Source organism: Georgenia yuyongxinii, assembly GCF_006352065.1.
Lineage (GTDB): Bacteria > Actinomycetota > Actinomycetes > Actinomycetales > Actinomycetaceae > Georgenia > Georgenia yuyongxinii.
Genome location: NZ_CP040915.1, coordinates 1,807,159 through 1,833,695 on the forward strand (window position 1 = coordinate 1,807,159; position 26,537 = coordinate 1,833,695).

Here is a 26,537-nt window from a genome sequence, read left to right on the forward strand (position 1 = left end):
TGGGTCAGGCCGTCCGGGCGTGCGCGACGTTCCCCGCCGACGACGCGAGGAGGGCGTCGCCGTCGTGCTCGACGACGGTCAGGGGGCCCGGGCCCATGACGGCGACGCTGGCGACGAACGCCGGGCTCGGGTGCAGGTCTGCCAGCGTCACCGCGGGCGGTGGCGCAGGCCCGGGCCAGGTGAGCAGTGCCGCAGGCAGTTTCGGGCCGGTGACCTGGATCGTCTCAGGCGGAACCGCGAGGCCCTCCCCGGTCGCCTTGAGAACGGCCTCCTTGCGTGTCCACCACACCGCGAGCGCCGCCCGCCGCGCCGTCGCCGGCAGCTCGCCGAGCTCGCCGAGCTCGGCGGTGCTCAGCAGCCCGGCGGCGTCCTGATCGGTCAGCCGGGCCAAAGCCTCCACGTCCACGCCGACCGGCGGACCGGTGCTGACCGCCACGACCACCTGCCCGGCGGTGTGGGCGAGGCTGAACTCCACGGCAGCCGGTCCCGGAAGCCGGGGCTTGCCGTGGTCCCCGCCGCACCGCGGGCAGGTGGTGTCCAGCCGCAGCTCGTGCGGCGCGACCCCCACGGCCGGCGCGAGGAGCAGCCGGAGGAGCGCACGGGCCGTGACGAAGCCTGCCCGCGCCCCCCCGACCAGGCGTGCCGCGCGGCGCCGCTCGACCGGCTCGAGCAGCCGGGTGAGTGCGGGCAGTCCCGCGGGCCCGGCCGGGCCATCGTGCGGACCCTGGCTGTGGTGCCGACCGGTCGTCGACGGCGTCGCCCACCACACGTCGCACCGCACGCTCATGCCGCCATCACCCGATCGAGCAGGTCCAGCCCGAGGTCGGTGGCCGCCCGCCGGGGCGGGCGCAGCCCGACGTCGGTGAACCAGTCGGCCGTCGCCTCGGGGTGGGGACCGACCACCCCGACCACCCCGTGGCCGAACCGGGTGACCACCGCGGCGGGCAGCCCGTTGTCGTACTGGGCGACCACCTCGGCGCTGCCGCGAGCGGGGTCGAGCACGAAGTAGGGCCCGTCCTGGAAGTAGACCTCGCGGCGAAGCCCGCCCCACCGCACCCGGAGGACCGCGTCCCCGTCCGAGGTCACGGTCGCGCCGGGCGACTCGATGTACCGGTCCGTGTCCCCGGGCAGCAGGCCGAAACCGGGCGTCTCGCCGGCCAGGTACGCGCCGAGGCAGAACCCGAGGTAGCGGCCGCCGCCGGCCACGTACTCGCGGACCGCTCGGGCACGACGGCGGAGCCGGCGGTACGCCGGGCCCAGCTCACCGCCGCCGGGCTGGGCGTACAGCGCTGCACCGCCGAGCACGTCCGGCGTGAGGGGCAGCTCCTCCCGGGGCCCCACGAACCGCACGTCGAAGTCCCAGCGGGAGGTGCGCAGCAGCCCGGCGACGGCCTCGGGACACCCCGGTGACGACGCCGGCCCCCGGTATACCAGCGCGCGGGCGGCCATGGGTCAGCCCGAGGTCGTCGGACGGCGGGTCTCGGTCCCTGCGGCGAACGAGACGGCGGCCGGCGGAGCAGCGGCGGAGGGCACCCCCGCGGGTACCCCGGCGAGGTGTGCCTTGCGTGGCCGGGCGTGCATCGGGGGACGGGCGAGCCGACCACGTCGCACCGCGCCCCTCGAGCCGGTTCCCGTCGGGCCCCCGCCGCTCGGTGCGCCGTCGCCCCGGCCTCGGCCGAGGACCAGGTTGCGCGTGAGCCGCGTGGCCCACCACACCACTGCTTCGAGCGGACCGCGGCCCAGCCACTTGGCCCACAGCATCGCGAACACGACGAACCCGACCACCTGAACGGCGTAGTCCAGTCCCTCGTTCTCGGGCATGAACCCGGCACCGAGCAGGAGCAGGTGCGCGACGTACAGCGTCAGCGTCATGCTGCCGGCCTTGGCGAGCGGCGCGAGGGGTGCCCACGCCACCCGGCCGAGCAGGATCGCCAGACCGATCACTGCCAGCGAGACGCCCATCGTGAAGAGCAGGTCCACCGGTGTGGTCGTGTGCGGCGCCATGACACCCAGCCACCACGGGCTCGTCGTCGGCAGGGTGCCGTCCCCGCCCCACACCATCAGGTCGGTGTACTGCTCGAGCGGCATCGTGGCCAGCGCGACCGGCTCGAGCGCAGCCCGGCCGCCTAGCTGGACCATGGCGAACCATGAGGCGCCCGCAGCGGCCACGGCCAGCACCAGCCCGGCGAACGTCATCCGGATGACCACGCCGCGGGAGGACAGCCGCGAGCGGCCCACCGCCATCCCGAGGGCCAGGTACGCCACCCACGGCAGCGCTGGGTATACCCCGGTGAGCGACAGGCGAACCAGCTCCGCGGCCGGATCGGCGACGAGCTCGGCGAAGGTCGGGTTGGCCAACGGCGGGACCGGCAGGTCGCCGCGCAGCAGGTGGCTGACGACCGGGATGAAGACGGCGGCGAGCAGCGCGAGCACCGCGAGGGCCCTCGGCGAGAGGCGTAGCAGCGGGATAGCGAGAACAAAGAGCACGGCATAGAACGGCAGGATCACGCGGGCGTCGTCGTAGTTCACGAGCGGCCCGACCAGCAGCCCGATCGCGCCGATGAGCAGCGCCCGGACGACCAGCGAGACCCCGGCCGCCACCAGGCGGCGGCCCCCGGGGCGGCGTTCCCGACCGGTCATGAACGCGATGCCCACACCGGCGACGACGGCGAACAGCGCCGCCGACTTCCCTGAGGAGAGGATCCACGGCAGCGACATGTTGCCGTCGTCGGTCGCCGGGTCGAAGATGTGCACCGCCATCATCCCGAGCAGCGCGACGCCACGGGCCACGTCGACCCCGATGAGGCGGGCGGCGGACCGCTGCGGCGCCGGCGCGGAGGTGTCGGGGGGCGCCGGGACGCAGTCGTGCGGGATGTCGACCGCGGGCGGGGGCCACGCGAGGTCGACGGGACCAGGCGTGGACAGCACCGCCGTCTCGGTTCCGGCGGACCGGGCCGGCGCGAGCGCGGTGCTTCCCGGCGGGTGGGGTGCGTTCACTGTGTCTCCTGCGTCGGGTCGACTCGCGTCGGGTCAGGCTGCGGCTGCGCGGGCACCAGCTGCCCGGCCGGCGGTTGCGTGTGCGGCGTACGGTCGGGCTGCACCCGGGCCGGGTGCTGCGTGGTCTGGGCGGGGATGCCCCGCCAGGCGGTTCCCGGTTCGAGCCGTTCGCCCTTCATCACCAGCGAGAGCGGGGCGAGATAGGCGTCGGCGCCCACCGCGGAGTCGTAGAGCACGATCGATCGGGTGCCCACCGTCGAGCGGGCGCCGATGTCGATCGTCGACATCTTCATGACCCGGTCCTCGAACAGGTGGGTCTGCAGCGAGGCGTGCGGGCCCACGACGGCGTCGTCCCCGATGCGGACGAGGTCGAACTCGGTGGTGTAGGTGGTGGAGATCAAGGTGCGGCGGCCGGCCTTCACGCCGAACAGCCGCAGCATCGGTCCGAGCAGGGGCGTACCGGTCAGGATGTCCAGCAGCGCGGGGACCGCGGCCGCCTCGTAGATGCCGGTGACGAACTCCGTGCGCCGCACGAAGGAGCTCCACAGCGGCTCCACCCGCCGGACGTACCGCCCCACCACGACCCACTTCAGGGCGGCGACGGCGAGCACCACGCCGAGGCTGGCGGTCAGCGCCAGCACGGGGGTGGCCAGGACGGTGACGACCGTGGGGGCCGCGCCGGCCACGAAGGACAGCGCGTAGAGGGTGGCGAAGGTCGACAGGGAGAGGATCGACGCGGGCAGCGTCATCCGGAAGAACTCGATGACGTAGCGGTTGCGCACCTGCCGGCGGCTGGGACGGAACGTCTGTGCCTCGGTGAACTCGTCGTACATCTCCCGGCGCGGCAGGAAGATCGGCGGCGAGCCCAGCCAGCTCGTGCCCGGCGGCACGCCGCCCACCGGGGGCACCGACAGCACGCCCACCAGGGAGCCGTCGCCCAGGTGGATCCCCGACGGCACGTAGGACGCGTTGCCCACGAAGGTGCGGGTGCCCACGTCCGTGGCCCGGAAGGCGACGTGGCCGTTGGCGTAGGACGCGGCGCCGACGCTGGCCATGTCCGCCACGAAGCTGTCGTCCTCGAGGGTGAGCAGGTCCGGGTCGATGTTGGCGATGGTGGAGACCTCCGCGCCGCGGCCCACCCTCGCCCCGAGGGCACGCAGCCACATGGGGGTGTACAGCGTGGAGTACATGGTGTTGTTCAGGTCCAGGCTGAGCTCGAGCAGCTTGTCGCCGAACCACTTCTCCATGCCGAGCTGGGAGCGCAGGTGGTGCACGCCTACCGGCGTGGCGGGCAGCGCCAGGCGCCGCACCCCGAGGATGAGCACGCAGGAGGTCGCCACGAACAGCGGGCCGCAGCAGGCGGTGACCACCAGGGCGGCGACCTCGCCGCTGGTGAGCAGCGTCCACCAGACCAGCACGACGATCGGGACGAGCGCCGCCAGCGGCATCAGCTCGAGGACGGCCAGGCCGACGGCGAAGCCCGGCAGGAGCCGCCGCGGCCAGGCCCGCGGGGCCTCCTGGCACTGGGCCATCAGCTCGAGCACGGGGTCGCCCGCGGACGGCAGCACCCGGGCCGGGGAGCCGGCCCAGGTCTCGCCGTCGGGCACGTGCTGCCCGGCCTCGAGCAGCGTCTGCTCGCGCAGGATGGCGTGCGCGCCCACCTCGCACGGTCCCTCGAGGACGGTGTTCGCCCCGACGACGGCGTCCCGGCCGACCGCCAGGTGCCCGATCGTCAGCACCCCGTCGTCGAGGTGGCTGGCGTTGAGGTGCGCGGCGTACCCCACGGTCGCGCCGTCGCCGAGATAGATGAACCGCGGCAGCGAGATCTGCGCGGTGCCGATGTGGCACGCCTCGCCGATCCGGGCGCCGCCCAGGCGCAGGTACGCGGCTGCCCACGGCGAGCCGGAGAGCATGTTCAGCGGCGAGAGCGTCATGGCCTTCTCGGCCGCCCAGACCCGCAGGTGCACGTGCCCCCACAGCGGGTAGGTGCCCTCCCGCAGCCCCAGGGTGAACAGGCGCACGGCGACCAGGGGGAGGAGCCAGCGCCCGATGAGGTAGGACACCGGGAAGGTCAGCACCAGCTGCTCGATCATCGCCACGGACGGGATGCCGTCGTTGATGGCGTAGACGAGCCCGATCGGGAGCATGAACACCACGAGCATCGTGTAGACCCACGCGAGCTGGGTGCTGCCGAACAGCATCACCCGCCACCGGCGTGGCGGCGTGGGTCGGGCGGCGGCGGTGGGCTCCGTCCGGCCGGCGGCGTCGCGCTCGAGGAGGATCTCGTCCTGCCGCTGGGCGAGGGCGCGGACGGTGGGGTGGGCGTACAGGTCGAGGATGGACAGGCCGGAGTCGGCGAGGTCGGCCCGCAGCCGCGAGACCACGGTGGCCGCGAGCAGGGAGTGGCCGCCCAGGTCGTCGAAGAAGTCCGCCTCGACGGACACCGAGCCGGGGGACAGCCGCAGGACCTCCTCCCACGCCGCCGCGATCCGTTCCTCGGTGGGGGTGGCGGCGGGCACGTGCCCGCCCCCGCCCATGAGGCGGGGACTGCTGGGCTCCGGGAGGCTCTTGCGGTCGACCTTCCCGCTGGGCAGCATCGGGACCGCGTCGAGCACCTCGAGATAGGCGGGAACCATGTACGCAGGGAGCCTGCGCCGCGCCGTCGCGTGGAGGCGGCCGACGACGTCGTCGGTGCGGGGTGCGTCGTCCGTGAGCAGCACATAGCCGGCCAGCTCGCCGCCGCTGCCGGCCGTGGTGAGCAGCTTGACGACGGCGACGGCGACGTCCTCGTCCTCGATCAGGACGTTCTCGATCTCCTGCAGGTCCGCCCGGTGCCCGCGGATCTTCACCTCGCTGTCGGCGCGTCCGAGGTACTCGATCTCGCCGTCGGGCAGGATCCGGCCGAGGTCGCCGGTGCGGTACAGGCGTTCACCGGCCCGCCCGTCGGGGTCGGGGATGAACCGGTCAGCGGTGAGGTCGGGCCGGTTGACGTACCCGCGCGCGACACCGGGCCCGCCCACGCAGATCTCGCCGACCTCGCCGTCGGGCACGGGGTGGCGGTCCTCGTCGAGCAGGACGACCGAGTACGTGGGCAGCGCGCGGCCGATCGTGACGGGCCGGCCCACCTCGAGCTCGGCCCACGTGCACGTCACCGTGGTCTCGGTAGGTCCGTAGGTGTTGAGGATGCGCCGGCCGGTCCCGCCCCAGCGCTCCACCAGCTCGGGTGGGCAGGCCTCGCCGCCGACGTTGACGGTGCGGATGGCCGGCGGCGTGCGGTCGAGAGTCGCCAGGACCGTCGGGACGCAGTAGAGCATGGTGATCGCCGCGTCCTCGAGGAAGTCGGCGAGCCCGGTGCCGATGCGGCGGGCGTCCGTGGGCCCGGCGACGACCGTGGCACCCACGGCCCACGTGGGCCAGATCTCCTCGATGGAGAAGTCGAAGGCGATGGTCATGCCCTGGTAGACGCGGTCGGACGGCATGACGCCGTACACCTGCGGGACCACGCTGAGGAAGTTGCAGATGCTGGACTGGCAGACCTCCACGCCCTTGGGCCGGCCGCTCGACCCGGAGGTGTAGATGATGTAGCAGACCGGGTCCCCCGACGCCTCGATGCGGGGCCGGTCCGCCGCGGCGCCGCGCACCTGGGCCGCGACCGTCTCCACGGCCAGCACCCGCGCCTCCAACCCGGCGCAGACCGCGGTCAGGGCGCCGGTGGTGAGCATCAGGTCGATACCGGAGTCCTCCGCGATGAAGGCCACGCGGTCCGCCGGCGAGGCGGGGTCGATGGGCACCAGGGTGGCCGAGGCCTTCAGCGCCGCCAGGAACGCGACGTACATCTCGGTCGAGCGCGGCAGGAGCAGTCCCACCCGCGACCCAGGGGCCAGGCCGTCACCGAGGAGGTGGTTCGCCAGCTGGTTGGCCCGTCGGTCGAGCTCGGCGTAGGACAGGCTCTCGCCATCGCACTCGAGGGCGACGGCGCCCGGCCGTTCGTCCACGGTGTGCTCGAAGACGTGCTGCATCCGGGCGTGCACCGGCCCGGGGCTGAACGTCCGTGCGGCGGGGGCGCGGGCCGTGCCGGGCTGCTCTGCACCGACGGTGCCTGGTGTGCTGGTCGCTGCTGGTCGCAGGTCCGTCACGGACGTCCTCCCGGTTGGGCGCCGGGACCGTACGTGGTTCAGGCTCGGCGCTGGCTCGTCTCGAGTCCAACAGAGGTACGACGGCGGGCCTCAGACGGGTTCGGGTGAACCGGGGTGGAAAGGCCAGGGTGAGGTGGTGGGGCGACCAGGGGGGTGATGGGGGGCGATAGGAGGGCCTGGACCAGTACCCGCCGTGACCGGTGCGGCCGGGTGGGTGGTGTCAAGGTGACAGGCCCCGTGAACGCGGCCCACGTGGCGCTCGCGGGAGCCCTATCCGCTCGCGAGCTGGGCGCGCAGAGCCCGCAGCAGGTGGTCCCGCGCCTCGATAACCAGCCGGCGCAGCGCAGCCGGCGCGTCCGGGTTCACCTCGAGCCACTCCGTGGTGCGACGCACGGCGGGGTGGTCGGCAGGGTCGCGGGCCGGCTCGGCGTCCTGGTGGGCCGGGTAGAGGCCGCGCACCAGGCGGTCGGCGATCTCGATGCTGTGCTCGACCCAGACATGGCGCAGCGCCGCGAAGTAGCGCTCCGTGTACGGCGCGGTCAGCTCGCGGTGCAGCGGCTGGGCGAAGCCGGCGAGAGTGGCGTCCACATGGTCGTTGGTGAGCGCGCCGGGGGTGAACAGCTCCTGCCACGCCGCGGCCTTGACCTCCGGGTCGGGGACGGCGGACAGCGCGGCGAGGTGCTGGGTGGCGCCGTCTGCGGTGGCGTCGCGGGCCAGCTCGCCGTCGAGCTCCTCCCTCGTGGCGTCGCCGACGGCGGCCAACGCCTGCCACAGCGACCACCGCAGCTCCGGGCCGAGTGGCAGCCCCGGAACCTCACCGGCCAGCACGGCGCGCAGCCGCGGTGCCGCCGCGGGGGCCACCGCCGCGGCGGAAGCGAGGGCGCGCGCCCACACGAGCTGGACGTCGGAGCCCGGCGCGGCCGCCAGCAGCCGGGACCAGGCGCCGTCGGCCTGCTCGTCCCGAACCTGGGGGCGTTGCGCGGCCGGCAGGTAGTGCTCGACGGCGGTGCGGGCGTTGCCGGTGAGCCCGGCCAGTACGGCGGTGTCGGTCTCGCCGGGACCGTGCCGGAGCACGAGGTCGAGGTAGTCCGCGGCGGGCAGCAGACCGTCACGGGTGGCGTTCCACAGTGCCGACCAGACGAGCGAGCGTGGCAGCGCGTCGGTCAGCGCGCCCAGGTGCTCCCGGGCGGTGGCCAGGCTGGCCGGATCCAGCCGCACCTTGGCGTACGTGAGGTCGTCGTCGTTGACCAGGACGAGGTCCGGGAGGGGCAGCCCTCTCGCGTCGGGCACCTCGGTGGCAGCTCCGGTGACGTCCACCTCCAGCCGGTGGGTGCGCCCCAGCGTGGGCGCGGCTCCACCCGTCCGGGGACCGGCGCCGTCCGTCACCGAGTACAGGCCCACCGCCAGGCGGTGCGGGCGCAGCACCTCCTGCCCCGTCACCGGGTCGGCGCCCTCCTGGGTGACGACCAGGCGGGCGACGTGGCCGCCGTCGGCGGTGACCTGCGCCGTGAGAACCGGGGTGCCCGCGGTCTCCAGCCACACCCGCGACCACGCGGCCAGGTCACGGCCGGAGGCGCCCTCCAGCGCGGTGAGGAGGTCGCCCAGCGTGGTGGCGGACCACTGGTGCTGCCGAAAGTACGCCCGTGCACCGGCGAAGAACGCGTCCGTGCCCACGTAGGCGACGAGCTGCTTGAGCACCGCGGCGCCCTTGGCGTAAGTGATGCCGTCGAAGTTCTGCTTGGCGGCCTCGAGGTCGGGAATGTCGGCGACGATGGGGTGCGTGGTGGGCAGCTGGTCCTGGGTGTACGCCCAGGCCTTGCGCCGGTGCGCGAACGCCACCCACGCGTCGGTGAACTCGGTCGCGGCCACGGAGGCGTGGGCGCCCATGTAGTCGGCGAAGGACTCCTTCAGCCACAGGTCGTCCCACCAGCGGGGCGTGACGAGGTCCCCGAACCACATGTGCGCCATCTCGTGCAGGATCGTGTTGGCCCGGGCCTGGTACTGCGCCCGCGTGGCGGCGGACCGGAACACGTAGCTCTCGGTGAACGTCACGCAGCCGGGGTTCTCCATCGCACCGAGGTTGTACTCGGGCACGAAGACCTGGTCGTACTTGCCCCACGGGTAGGGGAAGGCGAAGGCCTCGTGGAAGAAGTCGAGCCCCTGCCGCGTGACCTCGAGGAGATGCTCAGCGTCGAGGTGCTCGGCAAGGGATGCCCTGCAGAGCAGCCCGAGCGGGACCTCGAGGGTGCCGCCGTCGGGCAGCGGGGCGGACCAGGGCCCGTTGACCCGGTGGTACGGGCCGGCGACGACGGCGGTGAGGTAGCTCGACATCCGCGGCGTGGGGGCGAAGGTCCAGCGGCGCAGCGCGGGGTGCGCGCTGTCGGCCGGCAGGTCCTCCACCTCCGCGGGGACCTGGTTGGAGAGCACCTCCCAGGCGGCTGGCGCGAGCACCTCGAACGTGAAGGAGCCCTTGAGGTCGGGCTGTTCGAAGGTGGCGAACACCCGACGCGAGTCGGCCGGCTCGTATTGGGTGTAGAGGTAGGTCGCGCCGTCCACGGGGTCGGTGAAGCGGTGCAGGCCCTCACCCGTGCGGGAGTAGAGACCCTCACCCTCGACCGTCACCTCGTTCTCGGACCCGTCCGCCGTCAGCCCGGTCAGGAGCACACGGGCGCCGTCGTGCTCCGGCTCGACCGAATGACCGTTGACGACGACGGAGCTCACCTCACCGAGGAAGTCCAGGAAGGTGGTCGGTGCCGTGGCGGTGAACCGCACGGTCGTGGTGGTGGGGAAGGTGGTGCGCGCCGGGTCGGGCGCCCCGCTCAGGTCCACGCGCACCAGGTACTCGCTCACGCGCAGGTGGGTGCTGCGCTCGCGGGCCTCGGTGCGGGTCAGGTTCGCCGTGGTGCTCATTTGGGCACTCAACCACCTTGGCGCCCGCGGTCACCAGCCCGCGGGTAGGCGGATGAGCTCCCGCCGCGGGCGAGCCGGTGCCACGCTGGGACCAACCGGGAGCGCCGGGCCGGCGGCGCGGGAAGAGGTGCGTCATGGACCACGCCTTCCCCGACGGCGCGGTGGTCGTCGGCGTCGACGGCAGCGGCAAGGCACAGCACGCCCTGGTGTGGGCAGGGGAGGAGGCCGCCCGGCGCCGGTTGCCGATCCACGTGCTCTACGCGTTCTCCCCACGGATCTCGGCCCGGTCCTACGAGCTGCTGCCGACGGCCGAGCTGATCGCCGCGGGGGAGAGGATCACCGCCACCGCCGCTGCGGAGCTGCGCGCCGCCCATCCGGAGGTCGACGTGACCGCCGAGGTGCAGCTGGACGAACCTGCCGTCGCGCTGGTGGATGCCTCAGGGCGCGCGTCCATGAGCGTCCTCGGCGCCCGTGGCCTCGGGACGGTGCTGGGACGACTCCTCGGCTCTGTCTCGCAGAAGGTGGCCGCCCACGCAGCGGGACCGGTCGTCGTCGTGCGGGAGGGGGCCACCCGCTCCGACGGCCCGGTGGTCGTGGGCGTCGACCCCGAGCACGACGCGCCCGAGCCGCTCGAGTTCGCCTTCACGCACGCGGCGGCCCACGGCGTCGGAGTGCGGATCGTGCACGCGGCGCACCACGAGAGGCTCCGTGCCGACCTGGCGGACGGGCGGGTCCACGACCTTCTCGCCGAGGCGGACCGGCACGGACTGGAGGCGGCCCGCGAGCTGGGAGCACGCTGGGCGCAGCGCCACCCCGCGGTGCCGGTGGAGGCCCGGACGGTCCTGGGCCGGCCGGTGGACGAGCTCGTGCGCGAGGCCGCCGACGCCAGCCTGCTGGTGGTGGGTGCGCGCGGCCACCACGGGCTGGCGGGAGTGCGGCTGGGATCGGTGGCCCGCGGGGTGCTGCACGAGGCGCCGCTCGTCGCCGTCGTGCGCCGGCATGACGGCAACCCGAGAGACCATGACGGGGTGATGCCGGCCACCGCATCATGACGGGTCGGTGCCGGCCACCGCATCATGTCGGTGCCGGCCACCGCGTCGCCCGGGCGCCTGACGGCCGGGCGGACGGCGTCGTCCTGGCCCCGCGCCTATCCTGAGCGGGCCGGCGCCGGCCGGCCCCGAGCCAGGAGGGGCGACATGACGACGCAGCAGCAGGCTGCGCCCACCGGACAGGACGACGACGGGCGCAAGGAGACCCCGGAGGAGCGGTCGGACCGCAACTGGAACGAGCTGCTCCAAGAGCTCCGGGTGACGCAGACCGGCGCGCAGATCCTCACCGGTTTCCTCCTTACACTGCCCTTTCAGCCGGCCTTCGCGGACCTGGACGACTTCCAGGTGACGGTCTACCTGCTGCTGGTGAGCCTCGCGGCACTGACGACCCTGCTCGTGGTCACCCCGGTCAGCGCGCACCGCTTGCTGTTCCAGCGGCGGCTCAAGCCCGAGCTGGTGCGCGGCGGGCACCGCGCCGCCCTCGGCGGGCTCGCCTGCCTGGCGCTCGTGGTCACCGGCACCATCCTGCTGGTGTTCGACGTCGTCGTCGGGCGCGGGGCGGCCCTCGCGGCCGGCGGGGTCACCCTGGGCCTGATCCTCTTTGGGTGGGTGCTGTTCCCGCTGGTCTACGGACGCCGCGGCAACCCGCGGCGATGAGCTGATGAGGGAGACGTCGAAGGTGCGGGTGACCGACTCGGTGCTGCTCGATCCCCGGGAGCTGCGCTGGCGCTTCTCCCGTGCCGGCGGGCCCGGCGGGCAGGGGGTCAACACCACGGACTCACGCGTCGAGGTCAGCGTCGATCTCGCCGGCTCGCCCGCGTTCTCGCCGGCCCAGCGCGAGCGGGCCCTGGCGCGGCTCGGGGACCGAGTGGTCGACGGCGTGCTGACGGTGACGGCATCGGAGCACCGGTCCCAGCTGCAGAACCGCCATGCCGCGCTGGACCGGCTCACCGCGCTGCTCCGCGAGGCGCTCGCACCGCCGCCCCGGCCCCGCCGACCCACCCGGATCTCGCGCGGAGCGGTGCGGCGGCGGGCCGCGGCGAAGCAGCAGCGCAGCCAGGTCAAGCAGCTGCGGCGGCGTCCCGACGACTGAGGGCATGGTCTACCGGGCGTGGGACGCGCTCAGCCTTCTCGGCGGACAGGTGTGCTGATGCTCGTGGCACCGGCCGCCGTCGTCGCCGCCCGGGCGCCCGGGCGTGACATCCTGGTCCGGTGAACCGTGCCGACTGGCTCGTCGCCGCCCAGGCCGCGGCGCTCACGGGCATCGTGTGGCCCGGGCGGGCGCGTTGGGCCCTACCGCCGGTGGCCACTGCCGCGGCGAGCCTGCTGGTGGCCGGTGGAGCCGCGCTAGCGGTGGCCGGCGTTCGTCCGCTGGGGCCGCACGTCACCCCGCGGGTCGCCCCGCCGCCGGGCGCTCAGCTGGTCACCACCGGCGCCTACGCCGTGACCCGCAACCCGATCTACACCGGCCTGCTGGCGGGGTCGGTCGGGGCGGCGGTGCTGCGCCGTCGCCCCGCGCCACTGGTCAGCGCCGGGCTGCTCGGCCTGGTCCTGGCGACGAAGGTGCGCCTGGAGGAGCGGGCCCTCGAGGGGCGGTTCGGGTCGCGCTACCGCGCGTATGCCGCGCGAACTCCTCGCCTGGTGCCGCGCCGGCGCCGCCTGGTGCCGCGCCGGCGCCCGCCCGGCTGACACCGCCGTCACGAGACCCATCCCGAACCCTGGAGGCGCCATGGCCCCGCCCCGGACGCTGCTGATCGTCCTCGCCGGTGGTGCGGGCGCCCGGTTGGGCTCGGTGGCCGACGCGGCCGCGGCGTCGGCGCTGCGCTTCGCGGGCAGCCACCGCCTCATCGACTTCCCGCTCTCGCACGCCCGCAACAGTGGCATCCCCGACGTGTGGGTCCTCGAGCGGCACCATGCGATCACCGCGCACCTCGCCGGCGGCCGCCCGTGGGACCTCGACCGGACCCGGGGCGGTCTGGTGGTGCGCGGCCTGGGCGAGGTGGCGGACGGGGCGGCGGCCGGCAGCGCGGACGCGCTGTGGGCGCAGGTGGACGCGATCGGGGCGTACGAGCCGGAGGTGGTGCTCGTCGCGCCGGCGGACGCGGTCTACCGGATGGACTACTCAGCCGTCGCCGCGGAGCACCTGCGCATCGGGGCCGCCGCGACCGTGGTGACCACGCGGTACGACGGCGACCGCTCCCGGCACGGTGTGGTGGTGGTGCGTGAGGGCCGGGTGACCCACTACGCCCACCGGCCACGGGTGGCGCGCACGGACGTCATCGCGACCGGTGTCCTCGCGTTCGAGCCCCGTGAGCTGCTCGCGCGCCTGACCAGCCTGCGCCGGGACCGCGCCGGTGACGGGGCCCTCGGGGACATCGGGGAACGCCTCATGCCGGGCGTCGCGGACGCGGGCGACGCCGTCGAGCTGCGGCACACCGGCTACTGGCGCGACGTGGGCACCGTGGCGGAGTACTGGCGCGCACACATGGACCTGCTGACCCGGCCGCCCTTCGACCTCGACGATCCCGCCTGGCCCATCTCCACCCGCCAGCTACGGCACGCCGCGGCGCGGCTCACCGCCGGCGCCGAGGTGGACCGCGCGCTGGTCAGCGCCGGCGCGGTCGTGGAGGGCACCGTGCGGCGCAGCGTGCTGGGGCCCGGTGTGCACGTGTCACCGGGCGCGGTGGTCTCGGACGCCGTCCTTCTCGACGACGTACGGATCGGCCCCGGGGCCCAGGTGCACCGCGCGGTCGTGGACGAGGGAGCCCGGGTGCGGGGCCGCGCGGAGGTGGGTGCGCCCGCGCCGACCGGTCCCGCCGCGGAGGCGGACGCCGCCGTCGAGGCAGGTGCCGCCGTCGGAACAGGTGCCGCCGTAGGCGACGGCGAGATCGCCCTGGTGGGCGCGCGGGCCGTGGTGCACCCCCGCAAGCGGGTACCGCCGGGCGGGCGCTACGGGGCCCGGTAGTCCGAACGCGGCGACAGGTGGGCCCTGCCGACAGGTGTGTCGCGATCCTCTAGCGTGCCGCGCCGGCGGACGCCCGGGTGGCGGCCACCAGGTGCTCGGGGACCGGCTCGTAGTGGTCCGGCACGGCCCGGTAGTGGCCACGCCCGGCGGTCAGTGCACGCAGGTCGACGGCGTAGCGCCGCAGCTCCGCGGCCGGCACCAGCGCCTCGATCACTTCCTCGCCGCCCGTGCCACCGCCGGTGTCCACCACCCGGCCGCGCCGGGTCGCCAGATCGGCGAGCACGTCGCCCTGGCTGGCGCTGGGCACCACCACCGTGACCGCCACGACCGGTTCGAGCACCACGGTGCCGGCCTGCGCGAGCGCCTGCGACAGGCCCATCGCTGCGGCCGTGCGGAACGCCATGTCGGAGGAGTCCACCGAGTGGTACTTGCCGTCCACGCACTCCACCCGCAGGTCTGTCACGCGGTGCCCGAGCGGCCCGCCCTGGCGCATGGCGTCGTCGACCCCGCGCTGCACAGCCGGGAGATAGTTGCGGGGGATGGCGCCGCCGACGATCTTGTCGACGAACTCCAGACCGGTCCCGCGCGGGGCGGGGGAGACCCGCAGCTGGACGACGGCGAACTGGCCGTGCCCGCCCGACTGCTTCTTGAGCTTGCCCTCGATGTCGACCGGCCGGGAGATCGTCTCCCGGTACGGGACCTTGACGTCCTCGGTCTCGACCTTCACGCCAAACTTCCGCTCGAGGCGCTCCAGCGCCACGGCGAGGTGGGTGTCGCCGACCGCCGTGAGGAGCACCTGGCCGGCCTCCTCGTCCTGCACGACCGTCAGCCCCGGGTCCTCCGAGCACAGCCGGCGCAGCGCCTCGGGCAGCTTGTCGTCGTCGGACTGCGTCACCGGGCGGACCGCCCGGGTGAACCCGGCCGCCGGGGCCGGCAGCGGGGACAGCGCGACGGGCCGGCCGGGCAGGGCGAGCAACGACCGCGTAGGGGATCCGGCCAGCTTCGCGACGCCCGCGATGTCGCCGGCGACGACCTTCTCGGCAGTCAGGTGGTCCCGGCCACGCAGGAAGAACAGGCCGTGCAGACGTTCTTCGGTCCCGGTGGTGGTGTTCGTGAGGTGGTCGTCGCCGCGCAGCGTGCCGGAGAGCACCTTCAGCAGCGACACCTGCCCGACGAACTGATCGGCCATGGTCCGGAACACCTGGACGAGTGGCTCGCCGACCGGGTCGGCCGTGACCGTGGCCTCCTGACCACCGACGAGGATGCCGACCGGGCGCACGTCGGGGGAGGGGCCGAGCTCGCAGACGAAGTCACCCAGGCGGTCCACGCCGACGCCCGTCGCAGCCGAGCCAAGCAGCACGGGGTGGACGGCGGCCGAGGCCACCTCCCGGGCCAGCGTGCGCTCGACGTCGGCCGCCGAGATGGACTCGCCGGCGAGGTACCGCTCGAGCTGGTCGTCGTCACCGGAGACGACCTCCTCGACGAGCTCGTCGTGGCGGCGCCGCTCGTCGTCGACCTGGTCGGCGGGAATCGCCACCTGGGAGCCGCGCCCCTCGGCGTCGTACTCCCGCGAGCTGTCGAAGATCAGGTCGGTGACGCCGTGGAAGCCCTGCTGGCTCCCCACCGGCAGCTCGATCGGTACGACACCGGCGCCGAAGGACTCACGCAGCTGGGTCAGCGTGCCCTCGAAGTCGGCACCGGCCTTGTCCTCCTTGCTGAGGAAGAAGAGCCGGGGCAGGCCGAGCTCCTCGCACCTGCCCCAGGCTCGGACGGTGCCGGCCTGGACGCCGTCGACCGCGCTGACGATGATCACCGCGAGGTCGGCGACGGACAGGGCGGCGTCGACCACCTGGGTGAAGTCGTCGTGGCCGGGGGTGTCGAGCAGGTTGACCTTGCAGGTCTGCCCGGCCTGGGTGGTCCAGTCCAGGGCGGCGACGGCGATGGTCAGGGTGGCGCGGCGGCGCACCGACTCCGGCTCGACGTCGAGGATCGACGTGCCGTCGTCCACCCGCCCCAGGCGGGTCGCGGACCCGGCCCGGTACAGGAGCGCCTCGGCGAGCGAGGTCTTCCCGGAGGCCTGGTGCCCCAGCAGCACCACGTTGCGGATGGCGGTGGTGACGACGTCGCCCATTGCGCACTCCCCGTCGAGTGGGTGACAGCCGTGCCGGTGCCCGGCCTTGACCCAGAATGCTAGTTGGCCGGGCGGCCGGGGCGGAGGCGTCTGGAGCATTTGCCGAGGCCGGATCGGACGGTGCGTCAACCGGATCGGACGGTGCGTCGAGCGGGAGCGACGCGGCCGTGTGGGACACGGCACGGCTCCGCGTGTCGGCTGGGTGCCGCGCCGCGGCGCGTAGCAGGGTGGTCGGGGCCGCGAGAGACGTGGCGAGGAGAGGATCGACGTTGGCAGGCAAGACCTGGTCCACCCAGACCCAGCTGGGCACGATGTTCTCGCTGACGGCTCGGCAGGTGGGCACACATCTGTCGGAGCTGGGCCTCAAGGACGGTGCGCGCGCCACCGACCGTGCCGTGGACGAGGGGCTGGCGAAGGACGCCAAGCTGCGTGACGGCACCGTGTTCTACGTCTGGCACACCGACCGGGTGGCCGAGCTGCTCCGCGGTCGGGGGCTCGAGGCGTCCGCAGCGGGCGCGGCCGGTGGGACCGGGCGTGCTCGGCCGGCCGCCGGCGCCGGGTCCGGCGCCGCGCGCTCCACCGCAGCCAGCCCTCCGCCGCGTCCCACCGAGGGGTACGGCAAGGTCGTTGCGACGGACGGCTCCGCGCTCGGCAACCCCGGACCGACCGGCTGGGCCTGGGTCGACCAGACCACGGGGGAGACCGGGTCCGGGGGCCTGCCTCACGGCACCAACAACATCGGCGAGCTGCTCGCCCTGCTCGAGGCGCTGCGCCACGCTGGCCCCGCCGTCGACCTGCTCGTGCGCGCCGACTCCCAGTACGTCATCAACATCGCCACCAAGTGGGCGAAGGGGTGGAAGCGGCGCGGCTGGCTGAAGGGCGACGGGAAGGTCCCCGAGAACCTCGAGCTCGTCCAGGCGATCGACGCCGAGCTCGAGGCCCGGACCGGTCGCACCGACTTCGAGTGGGTGCGTGGCCACGCCGGCGACGAGCACAACGAGCACGCCGACGCCCTCGCGGTCGCCGCCGCCAGGGCCGCGGCACCGACCCGCGCCGGCGCCGGCTGACCGGCGCGCCGGGCCCGCGGGGCTAGCCGGCGCGCCGGGCCCGCGGGGCTAGCCGGCGCTGTGGCTCACCGCAGCGCCGGGATGACCTCGAGCTCGAAGAGCTCGATGCTCTCTGTTCCGTACGCCGCGTCCGGGAAGTAGAAGATCCCGTAGGTCATGCCCGCCTCCCGCAGGGCCGTCAGCTTCTCCACGACCTGCTCGGGCGTCCCGTACGCGGGCAGGTCCTTGTACCCACGGACCTGCCGCTCGACGTCGTCGGCGCTCATGTGCGGGCTCAGCCGGGCCACGAGGCTCTCGACCTTCTCGGCCACCTCACGCTCGTCGCGACCGATGGTGACGTTGTAGTTGGCCGAGCGGGTGATCTGCTCGAAGTCCGTGCCGACCTCCGCGCAGTGCTCGCGCAGGATCGCGCTCTTGCGGGTGAAGCCCTCGAGCGTGCCGTCGAAGTTGGTGTACCGGGCGTGCTTGGCGGCGAGACGCAGCGTGACCTTCTCCCCGCCGCCGGCCACCCACACCGGCACCCCACCGGGCTGGAGGGGCAGCGGGCGGCAGATCGCGCCGTCGACGTCGTAGTGGTCGCCGTGGAAGGTGACCTCACCGTCGCGCCACGCCTGCTCGAAGATCTCCAGGCCCTCGCGCAGCCGGGCCAGCCGTTCACCCGCCCGCGGGAACCCGTAGCCGTACGCGCGCCACTCGTGCTCGTACCAGCCGGCCCCGATGCCCATCTCCAGCCGGCCGCCGCTGATGTGGTCGACGGTGGCGGCGACCTTCGCCAGGTACATCGGGTTGCGGTAGCTCATGCAGGTGCACATCTGCCCCAGCCGGACGCGGTCCGTGATCGCGGCCAGCGCCGCCATCAGCGACCACGCCTCGTGGGTGGCCTCCTCCGTGGCGTGCGGAGTGGTGTGGAAGTGGTCGTAGACCCACAGCGAGTCCCAGAAGTCGCCGGCGTCCGCACGCCGGGCGAGGGAGCGCATGGTCGGCCAGTGCTGGGAGTCGTCGATGCCGACGAGGTCGAGGCGCCAGCCCTGGGGAAGGAAGTGACCGAACCGCATCTGTGTCATGCGGGGAAGCCTAAAGGCGGGTCACCCGGCCAGCCCGCCACCCGGCCCGGCCGGACGCCGCCCGGGCGGGCGCTCGCGCCGCCCGGTGAGCCGCCGTCGGACCGCCAGGACCAGCAGTGCGACCAGCGCCGCCACCAGCGCCGCCACCACCACCGGGAGCAGGAGCGAGACCACGACCAGGCCCACCGCGGAGACGTCCTCGGCGGTGGAGACGACCGGGGCGCCGGCACCCGCCGTCGTGAGGTTGACCGCGGGCCGGGCGATGCTCTTGACGGTGTGGGTCGCCAGGGCCAGCAGGACACCGAGGACCACCGGCACCCAGCCCCACCCCTCCAGGGTGGCCGGGTCGGTCACGGCGGGGGTCTGGGAGGCCGAGCCGGCAGCCAGGACGAGACCGCCTGACGCGGGCCGCACCACGGTCTGGAGCACGTCGTTGATGCTGTCGAGCACCGGAATCTTGTCCGCGACCACCTCGACGGCGAGGAGGACCGCCAGCACCACCAGCGCGATGTCACCCTCGAGCCAGCCCCACCCGGCCGGCAGCGTGAGGACGTCGGTGAACCGGGAGAGCAGGCCGAGGGCGAGGAGCGGGATGTAGGCGTTGAGGCCGGCGGCCATGGCCAGCCCCGAACCGGTGAGCAGCTCGAGCACGGGCACAGCGTCCCACGCGCCGGGGCGCGCCGCGCCGCTCCGCGGCCGCGGTGTCCAGGCAGAACGGTTGCGCCTGCGTAACCTGGGGCGGTGAGCATGCAGACCGGGGACGAGCCGGCGCCCCCGACGGCGTCCGAGCGGGTGCTCACGCTCCCCAACGCCATCTCGTTCGCCCGGCTGCTGCTGGTGCCCGTCTTCGGGGTGCTCATCTTTACGGAGCGCGACGTCGCCGCGCTCGTCGTCCTCGTCGTCGCGGGTGCGAGCGACTGGTTCGACGGGGTCATCGCCCGGCGGTTCAACCAGATGAGCCGGCTCGGTCAGCTCCTCGACCCCGCGGCGGACCGCCTCTACATCTTCGTCACGCTCGTGGGCCTCGCCTGGCGCGAGCTGGTCCCGTGGTGGCTCGTGGTCGTCATCGCGCTGCGCGATGTCCTCCTGGCCGCGCTGCTGCCGGTCCTCACCCGGCACGGGTACGGGCCGCTGCCCGTGCACCTGGCGGGCAAGGCGGGCACCTTCGCCCTCATGTACGCCTTCCCGCTGCTGCTCCTCGCCAACGTGCCGGGCACGTTCGGCACGGTGGCGTGGACCTTCGGGTGGGCGAGCGCGCTGTGGGGGGTGGGCCTGTACTGGCTCGCCGCCGTGCTCTACGTCGACCAGGTGGTCCGGATCGTCCGGTCGGACCAGCGCGGTGCGCGCCCCGCATGAGCCCCACCGACGACGGCGCCGCGTCGGCGGGCGGCACCGGTCCGACGCCGGGCCCCGGCGGGCGACGCCGGCCCGACGAGTCGATGTCCCTCCTGCGTGACGTCCTCGACAACCCCCTGGACGCCGGGTACACCGCGTGGGCCGCCCGCGCCGCCGGTGCTGAGCCCCCGTCCGCGCTGCCCTGGTGGCGGCGCGGCTTCGTCGTGCTGGCGTGCGCCGTCATCGGCGCCGGCGCGGTGTGGTCGGCGAGGGCCCTGCGCCCCGCCGAGGAGGTCGTCACCAGCGCCTACGGCCTCCTCGTGGAGGAGATCGACCAGCGCCGGGCCGAGGGCGACGCGCTGCACCGGGACAACGACGTGACGGCCGCCGAGATCGAGCAGCTGCAGGAGGCGGCCCTGGCCGGTCAGGCCGAGGAGCTCCTGGAGCGGGGCCGTGTGCTGGGCGTCGCGTCGGGCCAGACCCGGGTGCGCGGGGAGGGGCTCGTGATCGAGCTGGCCGACTCGCGTGCCGCTCAGGAGGGCGCCCCGGGCACCGAGGACGAACGTGTGCAGGACATCGACCTGCAGGTGCTGGTCAACGCGCTGTGGGCCTCCGGCGCCGAGGCGATCGCCATCGACGGCCAGCGGCTGGGCTCGACGAGCGCCATCCGCGCCGCCGGGCAGACGATCCTGGTCAACCTCGTGCCCGTGGTCTCCCCGTACGTGGTCGAGGTCGTCGGGGACCCGGTGGACCTCCAGACCGAGCTGTCCCGCACAGCGGCCGCCAACCACCTGTCGGTGCTGCGGACCACCTACGACATCACGGTTTCCATGCGCCCCGCCGACGACCTCGACCTCGGCGGGAACCCGTCACGCATGTTGCGGTTCGCCGAACCAGTGACCGGTGCACCGGGCGCACCGGAGGGCGCAGGAACGGCGCCGCCGGGCCCGGGTGTGCCAGGGTCGGGGCAGGATAGTGCGGGGACGACTGATGGAGGGGTGAGCTGATGCTGGCTGTGATCGGCCTGGTGATCGGGGTGGTGGCCGGCTTCCTGCTCGAGCCCACCGTGCCCCTCGGGCTGCAGCCGTACCTGCCCATCGCGCTGGTCGCGGCCCTGGACGCGCTCTTCGGGGCGGCCCGGGCACGCCTGGACGGGGTCTTCAACGACCGTGTCTTCGTCGTCTCGTTCGTCTTCAACGTGCTCATCGCCGCGTTCATCGTCTTCCTCGGCGACCAGCTAGGCGTGGGCACGCAGCTGTCCACCGCCGTCATCGTGGTCCTGGGCATCCGGATCTTCTCGAACGCCGCCGCGATCCGCCGGCACGTCTTCAAGGCTTGACCTTGACCGGCGAGCACAGCAGCAAGGGCACCGACCGGCAACCCGCCGGGCGGCCCGATGCGGAGCGGAACAAGCCCGATCAGCCGGAACCTCAACCCGCGGCGCCGCGCTGGCGCACCCTGCTGACACCGCGCCTCAACAACACCCAGCTGATCGCGTTCGTCCTGTGCGCGGCCCTCGGCTTCGGGGTCGTCGTCCAGGTGCGCCAGACGCACGACGACGCCCTGGCCGGCATGCGCCAGGACGACCTGGTGCGCCTCCTCGACGAGCTCACCCGCCGCAACGCCGACCTGGCCGAGGAGCAGCAGCAGCTCCGGTCGGATCTCTCCGACCTCCGCTCCAGCTCCAGCAGCCGCGAGGCGGCTGCCACGGCAGCCGCCGAGCAGGCCCGGGTCCAGGGCGTCCTCGCCGGCACGCTGCCGGTGCGCGGCCCCGGCATCCGCCTGAGGATCGACGACCCGCAGGGCGGGGTCCGCGCTCAGACGCTGGTGACCATCCTCGAGGAGCTGCGCAACTCCGGTGCCGAGTCCGTCGAGCTCTCGGGGCAGCGGATCACTGCCTCCAGCTGGATCCTGGACGACGCCGTCGATGGGGTGGTCGTGGACGGGGTTGCCATCTCACCGCCCTACGAGTGGGTGGCGATCGGCGACCCCGACACGATGGCCGTGGCCCTCGGTATCCCTGGTGGGGCGCTTGCCGCGGTTCGCAACGCGGGCGGAGAGGCCGACGTCGACGAGGTCGAAGACCTGGAGATCACCTCGGTACGCCCACTCGAGCCGCCGGAGCATGCCACGCCCGCCCCCGCCAACGGCGACGGGTGATGCTCAGAGGCACGTGCGGTGCGCGGACCTCTAGAGTGGAGACCAGCACCGTGGGCGTCCGATCGCGCCCCTGACCGCGCCCGAACCCCTGGAGGCAGGCACATGACCAGCACCCCGGAGCGACCCGACCGCCCGGAGGACCGGCCCGACCGCGCGGAGGAGCAGCAGCCCGGCCGCCCGGACGTCACCAGCACCGCCCGGTTCGGCGCGATCGGTCACGAGACCGAGTCCGAGCTTGCCGCGCAGGGGCTGGGTATCGACGACGCCGCCGCGATCGAGGCGCTGCCGCCGTCCTCGGCGCTGCTGGTCGTCCAGCGTGGCCCCAATGCCGGGGCCCGCTTCCTGCTCGACGCCGAGCGCACCACGGCCGGGCGTCACCCGAGCTCGGACATCTTCCTCGACGACGTCACCGTGTCGCGCAAGCACGCCGAGTTTCTCTCGGTCGAGGGCGGCTTCGCCGTCCGCGACGTCGGCAGCCTCAACGGCACGTACGTCAACCGAGAGCGGATCGACTCCGTCGCGCTGCGCGCCGGCGACGAGGTCCAGATCGGCAAGTACCGACTGACCTACCACCCCAGTCCCCAGCGCGGTGCCGCCTCCGCGGCCGGCGCGGAAGCCAGGTGAGCGGCGCCACCGAGCGGCGCCAGGCAGCCGAGGAGCCGGTCGCGGCCCACTCCGAGGCGGAGGCCGCGGCCTCATGGCCTCCAGGGGTGTCGCACGAACCCGCGATGAGCATCGGCGCGGTCCTGGCCGCGCTCAAGCCTGAGTTCCCCGCCGTGACGATCTCGAAGCTGCGCTTCCTGGAGGAGCAGGGGCTCGTCCAACCCCACCGCAGCGGCTCCGGGTACAGGATGTACTCCCGCGCGGACGCCGAGCGGATCCGGTATGCCCTGACCGCCCAGCGCGACAGCTATCTGCCCCTGCGGATCATCCGCGAACAGCTCGCAGACCTGGACGCCGGCCGCGGCGTCGAGCCGCTCTCGCACGCCCGCATGGTCACGCGCGACGGCGAGCTGGTCGCCCCGGCGACCGGGGCCCGGGTGAGCGCCCGAGAGGTCTGTGAGCTCACGGGCGCCACCGAGGCCGAGCTCGACGAGATGGCCCAGGCGGGCCTCGTCCTGGCCGACACCCGCGGCCGGTTCCCCGGCCGCGCCGTCCAGGTGGTGCAGGCGGTCCTCGCCCTGCGCCGGCACGGCATCAGCCCGCGGCACCTGCGCACTGTGCGCACGAGCGCCGAACGGGAGGCCGACGTCATCGACCAGGTCGTCGCCCCGCTGCGCGCACAGCGCTCAGGGGCCGCGCGCGAGCGGAGCGCGGCGCAGGCGGCGGAGCTCGCCGAGCTCTACGCGCGCCTGCACGCCGAGCTGCTGCGCACCGCCGTCGACCAGCTCGGCTGACCCCGCGAACCCGGACGAGCGGGACGGTGGTTCCGGGCGCGTCGGGACCGGCGGCGACGTACCGTTGCGCCATGCGCGAGATGGTGGTTCTCGGCGTCCGGGTCAGCGTGCCCGGCAACGAGGTCGTCGTGGTGCTCGGTGAGCCCGGCGGCGACCTCGTGCTGCCGATCGTCATCGGTCCGCGTGAGGGGGCGGCGATCGCCTCGGCGCAGGCGGGGCTCGTCCCGCCGCGTCCCCTGACCCACGACCTGCTCGTCTCCATCCTCGACAGGCTCGGGGTCAAGGTGGTCGAGGTGCGCGTCACGCACGTGCTGCACGGCATCTTCCACGCCGAGCTCGTGCTCGGTGGCGGGGCGGTGGTCGACGCGCGACCCTCCGACGCCATCGCGATCGCGCTGCGGGCGCACTGCCCGGTCCTGTGCGAGGAGAGCCTCCTGGCACTGGCGGGCGTGCCCGTGGAGGACGCCGGCCTCGACGCGTCCGAGGTCAGCGAGGCAGGTGCGGCGTCCGGCACGCCTCCGGCCCGGGCCGAGGAGTCGCCCGAGGTGCTGGAGGAGTTCCGCGTCTTCCTCGAAGGCGTCGAGCCCGAGGACTTCGAGGACCCGGGCGGGAACGAGCCGCCCGCCGGTGGGGAAGCGGGTGGCCCGGAGGGGCCTGGTGGTGAGAAGGGCCCGCGGCACCGGGCCGACAAGTCCGGACCCGGCGAGGAGGAGCCCGGTGAGCCCGGCTCTTCCCGTGGGCCCGACCAGGGGCCGCAGCGGCACTGAACCTCAAGTTCCGCTTGAGGGTAAGACACGCCCGAGCGACACGCCGGACGATGCTCACGGCCAGCCTCGTTGACCTGCCCGGGGCCGGGTCCTAGCGTGGACCACGCACGACCAACTCAGCAGTATCCTCGGCCATGGCGCGCCAGCGCGGGACGAGGGAACAGCGACGAACGGAGATCCCTGTGAGCGGCACTGATGCGACGGCCGGCGCCGTTCCCGGCGTCCCCCAGCGCGCCCAGGGCATGCTGTTCGGTGACACGCTGCCCGACCTCGACCAGGACACCGGGTACCGCGGACCCACCGCCTGCAGGGCGGCCGGTATCACCTACCGCCAGCTCGACTACTGGGCCCGCACCGGCCTCGTCGAGCCCAGCATCCGCGGGGCCAAGGGCTCCGGCAGCCAGCGGCTGTACAGCTTCCGCGACATCCTCGTCCTCAAGGTCGTCAAGCGGCTGCTCGACACCGGTGTCTCGCTCCAGCAGATCCGCACCGCGATCACCCACCTGCACGAGCGCGGCGTGGAGGACCTCGCCCAGATCACCCTCATGAGCGACGGCGCGTCGGTCTACGAGTGCACGTCCGCCGACGAGGTCATCGATCTGGTCCAGGGCGGTCAGGGAGTCTTCGGCATCGCCGTCGGCCGCGTGTGGCGGGAGGTCGAGGGCGACCTCGCGAAGCTGCCCACCGAGCGGGCCCACCACGACGAGGGACCTGATGTCGAGGACGAGCTCGCCCGCCGGCGTGCTGCCCGCAACGCGGGCTGACTGCCGCCCATGACGGTGGCCGACTGCCGCCCGCACCGCCGCGCCACCGGGCGCCGGTAGGCTCACCGCGTGTACCCACTCCTCTTCCGCACGGTCGCCGTGCGCCTCGATCCCGAGCGCGCCCACCGGGTGGGGATGGCGCTGATGCGCGCTGCCAGCGGCGTCCCCGTGCTCGCCGGCGCCGTCCGCGCCACCCTCGGTCGACGCCCGGACCGGGCCGTCCCGGCCGCCCAGGACGGTGGCCCCTTCGCACGGCCCGTTCCCGGGGTGCTCGGGCTGGCCGCCGGGCTCGACAAGGACGCCGACACCGTCCTGGGGCTGGACATGCTCGGCTTCGGGTTCATCGAGGTGGGCACGGTCACTGCTCTGCCCCAGCCGGGCAACGAGGCGCCGCGGCTGTGGCGACACGTGGAGCGCCGCGCGCTCCGCAACCGCATGGGGTTCAACAACCGCGGCGCCGCGGCCGCGGGGGAGCAGCTGCGCCGCCTGCGCGGCACCCGCCGCGGACGCTCCGTGGTGGTGGGCGCCAACATCGGCAAGAGCAAGGTCACGCCGCTCGCCGACGCCGTCGCCGACTACGAGGCGAGCGCCCGAGAGGTGGCCCGCTGGGCCGACTACCTGGTGGTGAACGTCTCCTCGCCGAACACGCCGGGACTGCGCGACCTGCAGGCCGTGGACACCCTGCGCCCCATCCTCACGGCCGTCCGGACCGCCGCCGACCGTGCCGCCGGCCGGCCCGTGCCGCTGCTGGTCAAGATCGCGCCCGACCTCGCGGACGACGACGTCGACGCCGTCGCCGACCTGGCTCGCGAGCTGGACCTGACGGGGGTGGTGGCCACCAACACCACCATCGCCCACGACCTGGGCCCCGGCGGGCTGTCCGGCGAGCCGCTGCGCGAGCGTGCCCTCGCTGTCGTGCGTCGTCTCCGGACGCGGCTGGGGGAGGGGCCCGTCATCATCGGCGTCGGCGGGATCTCCTCCGACGCCGACGCCGAAGCCATGCTGGACGCCGGCGCGGACCTGCTGCAGGCCTACTCCGCCTTCATCTACCACGGCCCCGCGTGGCCCGGCCGGATCAACCGCACGCTGGGTGCCCGCCGAGCCTGAGGCTCGGCAGGCGACGAGGAGTCAGCCCGCCCGGTGGCTCAGGACGGGTACTCGCCGCGCTTGACCTGCGGCTTGGGCTGGCGCAGCCGGCGCCAGTAAAAGCTGCGCCCGAAAGCGTAGAACGCCGTCCACGGCGCGATCGCGCTCGCGCCGAACTTCTTGGTGAGCCTGCGCTTGAGGATCTGGGCCATGATCGTCGAGTCGATGATGGACACCAGCAGCACGCCGTACATCCCGAGCACGACGATCTGGGCGAGCTGCGGCACGGAACCCGCGAAGAGCATGACGACGATCATGACCAGGGCGACCGGCATGAAGAACTCGGCGATGCTCCACCGGGCGTCGACGTAGTCGCGGGCGTAGCGGCGCACCGGGCCCTTGTCCCGCACGGGCAGGTACCGCTCGTCGCCGGTGATCATCGCCTGCCGCTGCTTCGTGTAGGCCTCGTTGCGGAGCTCCCGCGAGCGGCGCTTGGCCTCCTTGCGGTCGTCCGGGACCAGCGGGCGCCGGTTCTGCGCCTCGACCTCCCGGCGCTTGGGCGTCGGGCGCCCCTTGCCGGACCGCACCTCCTCGAGAGGCTCGGGCTCGACAGGGGTGGGCTTACGTCGTCCGATCACCCCAGCAGGATAAGCGAGCCGGGCCGACCTCTTGGTATCGGCCCAGCCGGCGGCTCGCCGGTAACCTCGGG

Annotated in this window: 24 protein-coding genes; 15 read left to right on the forward strand and 9 right to left on the reverse strand. The window is 73.9% G+C overall.

The window, feature by feature from the left end:
- Positions 1–4: 4 nt before the first annotated feature.
- The 5 genes from FE374_RS08205 to pepN form a co-directional block, all read right to left on the reverse strand.
- Positions 5–787, reverse strand: coding sequence for a 4'-phosphopantetheinyl transferase family protein (locus FE374_RS08205; protein WP_139928108.1), 783 nt, complete (start codon positions 785–787; stop codon positions 5–7).
- The gene (locus FE374_RS08210) at positions 784–1,449 is read right to left on the reverse strand and encodes a BPL-N domain-containing protein (protein WP_139928110.1); all 666 of its coding nucleotides are present in this window, start codon (positions 1,447–1,449) and stop codon (positions 784–786) included. The genes FE374_RS08205 and FE374_RS08210 overlap by 4 nt, the downstream gene beginning before the upstream one ends.
- A 3-nt stretch (positions 1,450–1,452) precedes the next feature.
- On the reverse strand, positions 1,453–2,997 hold the full coding sequence (locus FE374_RS08215; protein WP_139928112.1) for a heparan-alpha-glucosaminide N-acetyltransferase domain-containing protein: 1,545 nt from the start codon (positions 2,995–2,997) through the stop codon (positions 1,453–1,455).
- Positions 2,994–7,133: a Pls/PosA family non-ribosomal peptide synthetase gene (locus FE374_RS08220; RefSeq protein ID WP_230978513.1), complete on the reverse strand. Its 4,140-nt coding sequence runs from the start codon at positions 7,131–7,133 to the stop codon at positions 2,994–2,996. Before FE374_RS08220 ends, FE374_RS08215 begins: the two co-directional genes overlap by 4 nt.
- 270 nt (positions 7,134–7,403) lie before the next feature.
- On the reverse strand, positions 7,404–10,043 hold the full coding sequence (pepN, locus tag FE374_RS08225) for an aminopeptidase N (protein ID WP_139928113.1): 2,640 nt from the start codon (positions 10,041–10,043) through the stop codon (positions 7,404–7,406).
- Positions 10,044–10,177: 134 nt separating this feature from the next.
- Here pepN and FE374_RS08230 point away from each other — a divergent pair, with 134 nt between their 5' ends.
- The 5 genes from FE374_RS08230 to FE374_RS08250 all read left to right on the forward strand — a co-directional run bounded on the left by FE374_RS08230 (position 10,178) and on the right by FE374_RS08250 (position 14,057).
- Positions 10,178–11,095: a universal stress protein gene (locus tag FE374_RS08230; protein WP_139928115.1), complete on the forward strand. Its 918-nt coding sequence runs from the start codon at positions 10,178–10,180 to the stop codon at positions 11,093–11,095.
- Between the two features lie 144 nt (positions 11,096–11,239).
- On the forward strand, positions 11,240–11,749 hold the full coding sequence (locus FE374_RS08235; protein ID WP_139928117.1) for a DUF6328 family protein: 510 nt from the start codon (positions 11,240–11,242) through the stop codon (positions 11,747–11,749).
- Between the two features lie 4 nt (positions 11,750–11,753).
- Complete coding sequence (gene arfB / locus FE374_RS08240) at positions 11,754–12,185, forward strand: alternative ribosome rescue aminoacyl-tRNA hydrolase ArfB (protein ID WP_139928119.1); 432 nt, start codon at positions 11,754–11,756, stop codon at positions 12,183–12,185.
- 119 nt (positions 12,186–12,304) lie between these two features.
- Positions 12,305–12,781, forward strand: coding sequence for a methyltransferase family protein (locus FE374_RS08245; protein ID WP_139928121.1), 477 nt, complete (start codon positions 12,305–12,307; stop codon positions 12,779–12,781).
- A gap of 40 nt (positions 12,782–12,821) precedes the next feature.
- Complete coding sequence (locus FE374_RS08250) at positions 12,822–14,057, forward strand: sugar phosphate nucleotidyltransferase (RefSeq protein WP_168205629.1); 1,236 nt, start codon at positions 12,822–12,824, stop codon at positions 14,055–14,057.
- A gap of 49 nt (positions 14,058–14,106) precedes the next feature.
- Here FE374_RS08250 and FE374_RS08255 read toward each other — a convergent pair whose 3' ends face one another.
- Complete coding sequence (locus FE374_RS08255; protein ID WP_139928125.1) at positions 14,107–16,188, reverse strand: elongation factor G; 2,082 nt, start codon at positions 16,186–16,188, stop codon at positions 14,107–14,109.
- Between the two features lie 269 nt (positions 16,189–16,457).
- Between FE374_RS08255 and FE374_RS08260 the strand changes: the two genes are divergently transcribed.
- Positions 16,458–17,255, forward strand: coding sequence for a ribonuclease H family protein (locus FE374_RS08260; RefSeq protein WP_230978514.1), 798 nt, complete (start codon positions 16,458–16,460; stop codon positions 17,253–17,255).
- A gap of 65 nt (positions 17,256–17,320) precedes the next feature.
- On the opposite strand, the gene FE374_RS08265 is transcribed toward FE374_RS08260, so the two are convergent.
- Positions 17,321–18,310: an LLM class F420-dependent oxidoreductase gene (locus tag FE374_RS08265; protein ID WP_139931470.1), complete on the reverse strand. Its 990-nt coding sequence runs from the start codon at positions 18,308–18,310 to the stop codon at positions 17,321–17,323.
- 30 nt (positions 18,311–18,340) lie between these two features.
- Positions 18,341–18,970, reverse strand: coding sequence for a DUF4126 domain-containing protein (locus FE374_RS08270; protein ID WP_139928127.1), 630 nt, complete (start codon positions 18,968–18,970; stop codon positions 18,341–18,343).
- A 96-nt stretch (positions 18,971–19,066) separates the two neighbouring features.
- Between FE374_RS08270 and FE374_RS08275 the strand changes: the two genes are divergently transcribed.
- The 9 genes from FE374_RS08275 to FE374_RS08315 all read left to right on the forward strand — a co-directional run bounded on the left by FE374_RS08275 (position 19,067) and on the right by FE374_RS08315 (position 25,849).
- The gene (locus FE374_RS08275) at positions 19,067–19,675 is read left to right on the forward strand and encodes a CDP-alcohol phosphatidyltransferase family protein (protein WP_139931471.1); all 609 of its coding nucleotides are present in this window, start codon (positions 19,067–19,069) and stop codon (positions 19,673–19,675) included.
- A complete protein-coding gene (locus FE374_RS08280) occupies positions 19,672–20,661 on the forward strand; it encodes a DUF881 domain-containing protein (RefSeq protein WP_139928130.1) in 990 nt (329 codons plus the stop codon). The genes FE374_RS08275 and FE374_RS08280 overlap by 4 nt, the downstream gene beginning before the upstream one ends.
- Positions 20,661–20,993 (forward strand): small basic family protein, encoded by a 333-nt coding sequence (locus FE374_RS08285; protein ID WP_139928132.1) that lies wholly within the window; start codon positions 20,661–20,663, stop codon positions 20,991–20,993. Before FE374_RS08280 ends, FE374_RS08285 begins: the two co-directional genes overlap by 1 nt.
- Positions 20,994–20,995: 2 nt before the next feature.
- Positions 20,996–21,814, forward strand: coding sequence for a DUF881 domain-containing protein (locus FE374_RS08290; protein ID WP_139928134.1), 819 nt, complete (start codon positions 20,996–20,998; stop codon positions 21,812–21,814).
- A 102-nt stretch (positions 21,815–21,916) separates the two neighbouring features.
- A complete protein-coding gene (locus tag FE374_RS08295) occupies positions 21,917–22,438 on the forward strand; it encodes an FHA domain-containing protein (protein WP_139928136.1) in 522 nt (173 codons plus the stop codon).
- A gap of 104 nt (positions 22,439–22,542) precedes the next feature.
- A complete protein-coding gene (gene ftsR, locus FE374_RS08300) occupies positions 22,543–23,211 on the forward strand; it encodes a transcriptional regulator FtsR (protein WP_139928138.1) in 669 nt (222 codons plus the stop codon).
- A gap of 71 nt (positions 23,212–23,282) precedes the next feature.
- On the forward strand, positions 23,283–23,978 hold the full coding sequence (locus FE374_RS08305) for a bifunctional nuclease family protein (protein ID WP_139928140.1): 696 nt from the start codon (positions 23,283–23,285) through the stop codon (positions 23,976–23,978).
- 242 nt (positions 23,979–24,220) lie between these two features.
- On the forward strand, positions 24,221–24,742 hold the full coding sequence (locus tag FE374_RS08310) for a MerR family transcriptional regulator (RefSeq protein ID WP_143419852.1): 522 nt from the start codon (positions 24,221–24,223) through the stop codon (positions 24,740–24,742).
- A gap of 69 nt (positions 24,743–24,811) precedes the next feature.
- The gene (locus tag FE374_RS08315; protein ID WP_139928144.1) at positions 24,812–25,849 is read left to right on the forward strand and encodes a quinone-dependent dihydroorotate dehydrogenase; all 1,038 of its coding nucleotides are present in this window, start codon (positions 24,812–24,814) and stop codon (positions 25,847–25,849) included.
- A gap of 38 nt (positions 25,850–25,887) precedes the next feature.
- Here FE374_RS08315 and FE374_RS08320 read toward each other — a convergent pair whose 3' ends face one another.
- A complete protein-coding gene (locus FE374_RS08320) occupies positions 25,888–26,466 on the reverse strand; it encodes a DUF3043 domain-containing protein (protein ID WP_168205630.1) in 579 nt (192 codons plus the stop codon).
- Positions 26,467–26,537 lie beyond the last annotated feature (71 nt).